10 protein-coding genes and 1 pseudogene are annotated in these 8,380 nt (G+C 66.9%); 6 read left to right on the forward strand and 5 right to left on the reverse strand.

What is annotated here, in order from left to right; genetic code table 11:
- Positions 1-494: 494 nt before the first annotated feature.
- Genes LRA89_RS16595 through LRA89_RS16605 form a run of 3 tightly spaced genes read right to left on the reverse strand, consistent with a single transcriptional unit; the run spans position 495 to position 3,416 of the window.
- The gene (locus LRA89_RS16595) at positions 495-1,508 is read right to left on the reverse strand and encodes an NADP-dependent oxidoreductase (RefSeq protein ID WP_230772022.1); all 1,014 of its coding nucleotides are present in this window, start codon (positions 1,506-1,508) and stop codon (positions 495-497) included.
- Positions 1,505-2,605 (reverse strand): alkene reductase, encoded by a 1,101-nt coding sequence (locus LRA89_RS16600; RefSeq protein WP_230772024.1) that lies wholly within the window; start codon positions 2,603-2,605, stop codon positions 1,505-1,507. The genes LRA89_RS16595 and LRA89_RS16600 overlap by 4 nt, the downstream gene beginning before the upstream one ends.
- Before the next feature lie 31 nt (positions 2,606-2,636).
- The gene (locus LRA89_RS16605) at positions 2,637-3,416 is read right to left on the reverse strand and encodes an SDR family NAD(P)-dependent oxidoreductase (RefSeq protein ID WP_056495098.1); all 780 of its coding nucleotides are present in this window, start codon (positions 3,414-3,416) and stop codon (positions 2,637-2,639) included.
- A 104-nt stretch (positions 3,417-3,520) separates the two neighbouring features.
- On the opposite strand from LRA89_RS16605, the gene LRA89_RS16610 reads away from it, so the two are divergent.
- The 3 genes from LRA89_RS16610 to LRA89_RS16620 all read left to right on the forward strand — a co-directional run bounded on the left by LRA89_RS16610 (position 3,521) and on the right by LRA89_RS16620 (position 4,951).
- Positions 3,521-4,105: a TetR/AcrR family transcriptional regulator gene (locus LRA89_RS16610; protein ID WP_230772026.1), complete on the forward strand. Its 585-nt coding sequence runs from the start codon at positions 3,521-3,523 to the stop codon at positions 4,103-4,105.
- Positions 4,102-4,548, forward strand: a complete 447-nt coding sequence (locus LRA89_RS16615) for a PaaI family thioesterase (protein WP_230772028.1) — start codon at positions 4,102-4,104, stop codon at positions 4,546-4,548. Before LRA89_RS16610 ends, LRA89_RS16615 begins: the two co-directional genes overlap by 4 nt.
- A 79-nt stretch (positions 4,549-4,627) precedes the next feature.
- Positions 4,628-4,951, forward strand: coding sequence for a hypothetical protein (locus LRA89_RS16620; RefSeq protein ID WP_056495096.1), 324 nt, complete (start codon positions 4,628-4,630; stop codon positions 4,949-4,951).
- Between the two features lie 295 nt (positions 4,952-5,246).
- Here LRA89_RS16620 and LRA89_RS16625 read toward each other — a convergent pair whose 3' ends face one another.
- Positions 5,247-5,558 carry a hypothetical protein gene (locus tag LRA89_RS16625; RefSeq protein WP_230772030.1) on the reverse strand — a complete coding sequence of 104 codons (312 nt, stop codon included), beginning with the start codon at positions 5,556-5,558 and terminating at the stop codon, positions 5,247-5,249.
- A 146-nt stretch (positions 5,559-5,704) separates the two neighbouring features.
- Positions 5,705-5,899, reverse strand: a pseudogene (locus LRA89_RS16630) (ATP-binding protein); the annotation flags it as partial.
- A 120-nt stretch (positions 5,900-6,019) separates the two neighbouring features.
- Here LRA89_RS16630 and tnpA point away from each other — a divergent pair.
- From tnpA to tnpC, 3 genes are read left to right on the forward strand one after another with little or no spacing between them, the layout of a single operon-like run.
- Complete coding sequence (gene tnpA, locus LRA89_RS16635) at positions 6,020-6,397, forward strand: IS66-like element accessory protein TnpA (protein ID WP_230771824.1); 378 nt, start codon at positions 6,020-6,022, stop codon at positions 6,395-6,397.
- Between the two features lie 11 nt (positions 6,398-6,408).
- Positions 6,409-6,741 (forward strand): IS66 family insertion sequence element accessory protein TnpB, encoded by a 333-nt coding sequence (gene tnpB, locus LRA89_RS16640; RefSeq protein ID WP_156357793.1) that lies wholly within the window; start codon positions 6,409-6,411, stop codon positions 6,739-6,741.
- 55 nt (positions 6,742-6,796) lie between these two features.
- Complete coding sequence (gene tnpC / locus LRA89_RS16645) at positions 6,797-8,353, forward strand: IS66 family transposase (RefSeq protein WP_443024997.1); 1,557 nt, start codon at positions 6,797-6,799, stop codon at positions 8,351-8,353.
- Positions 8,354-8,380 lie beyond the last annotated feature (27 nt).

An 8,380-nucleotide genomic window follows, 5' to 3' on the forward strand; every position in this document is an offset into this window, starting at 1 on the left:
GGATTTCACTAGCGGATCAACCGCGATGTCGACGTACTGGTCGAAGGCTCCAACTTCAACCGCAACATCGCCATCCTGTCCGGCATCCTTCGCGATCCGCGTTCGATCGATGCCTTCGGTGTCGAGGCAGCAAGGGTGTGTGGCACCGCCCCGACGTGCTGTCGCCCGTCACCGCCGGCAGGTCCGGCGCGTTCGAACTGTTGTTGCGCTACGACGGCGAGGATCGGACCGATGCCCCATTCGGCGGCCGGGGCACCTTTGCGACGCTCGGGGCCAACTGGTATCTGATCGACCGGGCGGGTTTCAAACTGAACGTGGTACGCTACAGCGCCGTGTCGTGCGGTGAGATCGTTTTTGACAAAACTGGCGCGTTATCGGGCAGGGAACGCCCGGGCCGTGGTCGCGAACGCCTCATGATCCCGGGAGATGCCGCCATGCCCGGCATCGGGGTAGACGATCCGCACCCGCGACCGACGTCCAGCGCTCTGGCGCGGTCATGCCGCGTCGGGCCGGACGGTGACGACGACCTTGCCCTTCGCGCGGCCGCTGTCGACATAGGCGACCGCGTCGTTCAGCGCATCGAAGGTGAAACCGCGATCGAGTACCGGGCGGATCGTGCCGGCGTCGATCAGCGCGCCCAGTTGCGCCAACTGGTCGCCATCGGCGTGCATGAACAGGAAGGAATAGTCGACGCTCGCACGCCTGGCCTTGCGGCCGATGCCGGCGCTGAGCAGGCGGAACAGGAAACCCAGGACCGGATTGAGGCCCTGTGCCTTGGCGAAGGCGGGATCGGGCGGGCCGGAGATCGAGATCAGCTTGCCGCCGGGCTTCAACACCTTGAGCGACTTTTCCAGCGTCTTGGCATCGAGGCTGTTGAGCACGACATCGTAGCCCGACAGCAGCTCGGAAAAATCCTGCGTCCGGTAGTCGATGACGACATCCGCGCCCAGGCTGCGGACGAGGTCGGCATTGGCGGCGCTGGCGGTCGTAGCCACCATCGCGCCGAGATGCTTGGCGAGCTGGATCGCGATCGTGCCGACCCCGCCCGTACCGGCGTGGATCAGCACCTTCTGGCCAGCCTTCAGCCCTGCGGTCTCGACCAGCACCTGCCATGCGGTCAGCCCGACGAGCGGCACCGACGCCGCTTCCGCCATCGACAGGCTGGCCGGCTTGGGGGCGAGGTCCGCCTCCGCCACCGCGATCCGTTCGGCGAAGGTGCCGATATGGCCGTCGCGCGGCCGGGCATAGACCGCGTCGCCGATCTTGAACCGGTGCGCGCCCGGTCCGGTCGCGACGACGATGCCGGCAAGGTCGTGGCCGAGGATGAAGGGCGGCTTGTAGGGCAGGATCGGCTTGAACGCGCCGTCGCGGATCTTGTCGTCGAGCTGGTTGATCGCGGTCGCGTGGATCTCGACCAGCGCCTCGCCCGCTGCCGGTACGGGATCGGGCAGGTTGGTCAGCGTCAGCCGCTGCCCCTTGCCATAGCGTTCGAGCTGATAGGCCTTCATGCCACCTGCTCCGGTTCGTTCGCCAAGGCCGGATAATCGGTATAGCCCTTCGCGCCGCCGCCATACAGCGTCTGCGGATCGATCTGGGCCAGCGGCGCCTCGGGCTGCATCCGCTCGACCAGATCAGGATTGGCGATGAAGGGGCGGCCGAACGCGATCAGGTCGGCCTTGCCATCGGCCAGATGCGCCTCGGCCAGTGCCCGGTCGAAGCCGTTGTTGGCGATGTAGGTGCCGCGGAACCGGGTGCGCAGCGCGGCATAGTCGAACGGCACCGAGTCGCGCGGGCCACCGGTCGCGCCCTCGACGACATGGATATAGGCGATGCCGAGCGGGTCGAGCTGCCCGACGATATGGTCGAACAGCGGCTGCGGATCGCTGGTGTCGATGCCGTTCGCCGGCGATACCGGCGACAGGCGGATGCCGGTACGATCGGCCCCGACCTCGGCTGCGACCGCCGCCGTCACCTCGATCATCAGCCGGGCGCGGTTGGCGATGCCGCCGCCATAGGCATCGGTGCGGTGGTTTGCGCCGTCCTTCGCGAACTGGTCGAGCAGATAGCCGTTGGCCCCATGGACCTCGACCCCGTCGAAGCCGGCCGCGATCGCATTGGCGGCCGCCCGGCGGAAGTCGTCGACGATGCCGGGGATTTCGGCGAGTTCGAGCGCGCGCGGTTCGGAGACGTCGACGAAGCCGCCGCCCACCACCGTCTTGGTTTCGGCGCGGATCGCCGAGGGCGCGACCGGTGCCGCGCCGTCTTCTTGCAGGTCGACATGGCTGACGCGCCCGACATGCCATAGCTGGAGGAAGATGTGGCCGCCTTTGGCATGGACCGCCTCCGTCACCTTGCGCCAGCCCGCGACCTGCGCGTCGGAATAGATGCCGGGCGTGTCCTGATAGCCCTGTCCCTGGCGCGACACCTGCGAAGCCTCGGTGATGATGAGGCCCGCCGACGCACGCTGGCCGTAATATTCCGCCATCAGCTCGGTCGGCACCATGTCGGGACCGGCCCGATTACGGGTCAGCGGCGCCATCACCAGACGGTTGGCGAGCGTGACGGCACCGAGACGATAGGACGAGAAGCAATCGGGATCGGACATGACGAAGGTCTTTCGGGAAAGGGGCGCGGGATCAGGCGGTGTAGCGCGGCGCGGGGTCGATCGCGCCGAAGCCCGGCAGCATCGCCTGCCGCGCGGTCTGGAAGGCGGTCCACAACTCGCCGTCGTGCAGCGGCGGGATCGTCACGTCTTCGCGCGCGTCGAAGCCGACCAGCGCGGCATCGACCAGCGCATTCACGTCCATCATCGGCCCCAGCGACGCCTCGTCGGCACCGGAGCGGCCCCAAATCTCGGTGCGGGTCGCCGCGGGCAGTACGGCCTGGACATAGACGCCCTTCGGTCCCAGCTCGATCGCCAGCCCCTGCGACAGGAACTGCACGAACGCCTTGGTCGCGCCATAGACGGTCATGCCATATTCCGGCGCCAGCCCCACGGCCGAACCGATGTTGATGATCGCGCCATCGCCGCGTGCCGCGAGCCGGCGTGCCACGGCGCTGGCGAGCCGGGCGACCGAGGTCGTGTTGAGCGCGATCAGACGATCGACCGCCTCGGTCGGCTGATCGACGAAGCTGCCACCCAGCGCGGCGCCGGCATTGTTGACGAGGATGCCGATGCGATCATCGTCGCGGAGCCGCGCTTCAACCGCCGCCAGTTGATCGAGGTCCGTCAGGTCGGCCGGCAGCACGTCGATGGCGACGCCGGTTTCGGCGGTCAGCGTCGACGCCAGCGCGTCGAGACGGGCGGCATCGCGCGCGACGAGGACCAGATCATGCCCGCGACGGGCGAACCGATCGGCATAGGTCGCGCCGATCCCGGAGGAAGCACCGGTGATGAGGACGGCAGGCTTAGTCATTGGATTGCCCTTTCGGATCGAGTCACTATATTGATGACAGTCGTCATGAATGACTAAATGTGATGGTCATCATGAAACGTCAACGGCGAGCGGAGATTATTTCGATGAAGGTCAGTCGCGAGCAGATGGTGGAGAACCGTCGCCGCATCCTGCAGGAAGCAAGCCGGCTGTTTCGCGACCGCGGCTTTGCCGCCGTGACCGTGGCCGATGTGATGAAGGCCGCCGGGCAGACGCATGGCGGCTTCTATGGCCACTTCGCTTCCAAGGACGAGCTGATCGCCGCGACCATCGCCGACACGCTGGCGGGCGAGGGCTCGGCGATGACCGACGTCGAAGCGTGGACCGATACCTATCTGTCGCCGCTGCACCGCGAGAACCCGGATCAGGGGTGCCCGATGGCCAGCCTCGCCGGATTGATGCGGCACCAGACGCCCGACGCCCGGGCCGCCATGGCGCGCGGGCTGGACGCGCATCTCGATCGCTTCGCGCAGGCACTGCCCGGCGATGACGACGCCGCACGGCGCCGTGCCGCGATCGGGCGGTGGGCGGCGATGGTCGGTGCCGTCGTCCTGGCCCGCGCGGTCGATGACGCCGCGCTGTCCGACGAACTGTTGCGCGAGACCCGCGCATGGATCGCCGGGACGCAGCCTCATGCACGCATCCCACAGAAGGAGGAAACCGACGCATGAACGTCCTGATCGACCATGCCGGACTGGACGGGCACGACCAGTTGGCGGCCCTGATGGCGGCCAATCGCCATCCCCCGATCGGCGAAACGCTGGAATTCGCGCTGATCGAGCTGGAACGCGGCCGCGTGGTGTTCGAGGGTTCGCCGTCGCGCAAGGTCTTCAATCCGATCGGATCGGTCCATGGCGGCTATGCCGCGACGCTGCTCGACAGCGCCTGCGGTTGCGCGGTGCATTCGAGCCTGCCCGCAGGACAGGGCTATACGACGCTCGAACTCAAGGTGTCGTATCACCGGGCGTTGACCGACACGAGCGGACCGGTGCGGGCGGAGGGAAAGGTCGTGTCGCTGGGCCGACGTGTCGGTTTTTCCGAAGCGCGGCTGGTCGACGCGCAGGGACGGTTATGTGCGTCGGCGACGTCCACCCTGTTGATCTTTCCCCTGTGAGCCAGCAGGGCCTGACAACGGACGGCGATGCCGGCCCGAACCACGATCAAGCCGCCGACAATCGCCACGGAGTCCGTCCATGAAACCGCTTCCTCTTGCTCTTGCGTTGATCCTTGGCCTGTCGGCGGCTTCGCTCCCTGCGCAGGAGACGCGCTGGCCGCTCGGCGAAGGCGTCAAGTCGCCCGACAAGGCGCTGTCCATGCCGACGAAGCTGGCACCGGTATCGCAGTCGCTGACCGCCCTGCTGGATGCCGGCGGTACGATCGTCAGCTCCTATGTCGCGCCGACCGGACCCGTCGTGACCCTGCGCCTGCGCAAGAGGTTCATGATCTGCCTGTTGCAGGGGACCAACCCCGCGACCGATCAGAACGTCGCGACATCGGAATGTTACGCGCTGAATTAAGAATGAGCAGTCGTGCCTTGGGTACGTGGTGGTCGAGACGGCCGTGTTACCGTGGTTCGGTGGGCACTTCAGCGATACAGGTCATGCCTGAACGGCAGCCAGTTCAAGTATTGATCGAAAAGGCTCGCACTCGTCGAACCAGAGCGCGCACAACAGTCCCAACCAGAATTCCTTACAAGACGGCCGGCCGGGGGGCGTGAGGCATTTTTGAATAGCCCCGAGCGGTTCTGACACTTCGATCTGGTGTCCTACCGTCAGATCCAAGCCACCGCAGCCGCAGGTATAATGAACGGGTTCACGATCTTGCGGTTTTCGAACCGATCAAAACCGGAATGGACCATGACCAGCCCGCGTCGGCCAACGGGTCGCTGATCCAGTCGGCGACCTTCCCCGCCTCACCGCTGGCGTACCAGTCGAGATAGTCGCCATCCTCCCGCACCCGGGCGACGACATCACCGGCACCGCGATGCGAGTAGCATACCGTTTCGCCCTGCTGGTTGCGCCAGTCGACACCGGCAAGCGCACACCACAAATCGACCCCGAAGGCACCGTCATCCCGGACCCGTTCGCCGAACAACCGGTCGAGGACGGCGTCGAACGCTGTCAATCGGCGTCCAAAAAGGACCCCCCCTTGTCGAGCAGCATGAAGGGGTATGACGGGCACACCGTCCGCGCTGGTTGCGGCGTAGGGCGGGCGTAGCCCGACCAGAGGCGCTACCAGCGCAAAGCGTCCTATGCCGGGTGTCCTAGGTGTCAGCTGCGGTGCTTGAAGCGCCAGCTGTCGTCGCCCGTTTCGACGATGTCGCAATGGTGGGTAATGCGGTCGAGCAGCGCGGTGGTCATCTTGGGGTCGCCGAAGACGGTCGGCCACTCGCCAAAGGCGAGGTTCGTCGTGACGATGACCGAGGTCTGCTCGTAGAGCTTGCTGACGAGGTGGAAGAGCAGCGTAAGCGTGGCCGGCAGGCCGCCTTGCGGTAGCATTGGCATCCGGGATGCTTGTCGCCTTTGACGAGGGCGCGGACGGTGCGGGAAGTTTTCGGTTTGACGACTGGTCATACGAGCACTCGTATGACTGGTCGCATGGATGTCGTTGGCCGGGTGTCGGGCCGGCGCCGATGGTCGGATGCGGAGAAGCTGGAGATTCTGGCCGAGGCGTTCCGGCCGGGGGTGCGGGTTTGCGATGTCATCGCGCGTCGCGAGGTATCGAGCAGCCTGATCTACACGTGGCGCAAGCAGTTGCGCGAAGGCCAGCTCGCCGGGGTGATGCCGTCGCTGCCGGTGTTTGCCGAGGTGCGGGTCGCTGAACCGGTTGCGCCGGCGCCGCAGCCGGCGCCATGCCCATCATCGGGGCTTATCCAGATCGACCTGCCGGACGGGGTGCGGGTGAGCGTCGATGCCCATGTGGATGCGGGTGCGCTGGCACGGGTGTTGTCGGTGCTGCGGTGACCCCGGTGGCGTTGCCGACGCGGGTGTTCCTGGCGTGCGGCATGACCGACATGCGCAAGGGGTTCGATGGGCTGGCGGTGCTGGTGCAGCAGGTACTGCGCGAGGACCCGCATTCGGGGGCACTGTTCGCGTTCCGTGGCAAGCGCGGCCACCTCGTCAAGCTGCTGTGGTTCGACGGGCAAGGCCTGTGCCTGTTTTCCAAGCGTCTGGACCGGGGTCGTTTCATCTGGCCGGTGACCGCGACCGGCACGGTGACGCTGACGCCGGCCCAATTGTCGATGCTGCTGGAGGGTATCGACTGGCGGCGGCCAGAGCGGACGTTCACGCCGACACTGGCGGGGTAGGAACGGCGGTTTCACGTCGCTTTTGCTCGTCTGTCGGCAGACGATCTGCTATGGAATCCGGGTGTCGGAAGCGTCCGTTGCCCCTGCTGATGCCACCGCGCGGATCGCCGCGCTGGAGGCGTCGCTCGCCCGGGCCAATGCCGCCCTTGCCGCCCGCGATCTGCTCATCGATACGCTGCGCGGGCAGATCGCGCGGTTGCGGCGGATGCAGTTCGGCGCGTCGTCCGAGAAGCTGGGTCGTGAGATCGAGCAGCTCGAACTGGCGCTGGAAGAGCTGGAGACGGAGCGCGATGCGCCTGTAGCCGAGGCTGCCACCGGTGTAGCGGCGCGACCATCTCCCGTCCGCAGCCTGCCGGACCATCTGCCGCGCAAGGAGGTCGTCCACGAGCCGGCCTCGGGTGCCTGCACCTGCCCCGACTGCGGAGGTGCCCTGCGCCAGTTGGGCTTGGACGCACACGAGATGCTCGACATCGTGCCAGTGCGCTGGCGGGTCGTGCGCAACGTTCGGCCCAAATACAGTTGCCGGGTGTGCGAGAAGATCGTTCAGGCGCCCGCACCGGTCAGCGCCATTGCGCGCTGCAAAGCCACCTTCGCCACGCTGGCGCACGTCGTGGTGTCCAAGTTCGACCACCATCTGCCGCTGTACCGCCAGGCCGGGATGATGGCCGCGCAAGGGCTCGACATAGACCGCTCGACGCTGGCGAGCTGGACCGGACAGGCTGCAGCACTTCTCGACCCCATCGTCAGCCGCATCCGCGACGAAGTCCTCAAGGCCGACAAGATCCATGCCGACGACACACCGGTGCCGGTGCTCGACCCCGGTCGCGGCAAAACCGCTACCGGGCGGCTGTGGGTTTACGCCGTCGACGACCGGGCATCCGGCGGCACGGCGCCGCGCGCGACCTGGTATCGCTTCACGCCGGATCGCACCGCCGCGCACCCGCTGGCCCATCTCGCCGGCTTTCGCGGTTTCCTTCAGGCCGACGCCTATGCCGGCTATGACGGGCTCTACCGGGGCGGTGTTACTGAGGTCGCATGCTGGGCGCACTTCCGGCGCAAGGTCTTCGACCTGCACGAGCGTGTCCCGACGCCGCTGACCACCGACATACTCGAGCGCATCGGCGCGCTTTATGCGGTCGAGGCCGAGGTGCGGGGTCGGCCACCCGATGAACGCCATCGCGCCCGACAGGAACGAAGCCGGTCAATGGTCGAGGCCTTGCGCGGAGTGCTCGACACTGCGCTGCGCCACCTGTCGCCCAGGTCGGATATGGCCAAAGCCATCGCCTACGGCACGAAGCGCTGGCCCGCCCTGTCGCGCCTCCTGGGTGACGGGCGTCTGGAGATCGACAACAACATCGCAGAGCGCGCACTGCGCGGCATCGCCATCGGGCGCCGCAACTGGCTGTTCGCCGGCTCACGCGCCGGTGGCGAGCGCGCCGCGGCCATCTACACCGTCATCCAGACCTGCAAGGCAAACGGCATCGACCCGCAGGCCTACATCACCGACGTCATCGGCAAGGTCGCCGACGACTGGCCCGCCAGTCGCTGGGGTGAGTTGATGCCGTGGAACTGGATGCCCCCGGCAGATCAGCCGACCGCGCAAGCCGCATAATCTGCGGCCTCCACGCCGCGCTTACGC

The organism is Sphingomonas sp. Leaf4 (assembly GCF_920939515.1).
GTDB lineage: Bacteria > Pseudomonadota > Alphaproteobacteria > Sphingomonadales > Sphingomonadaceae > Sphingomonas.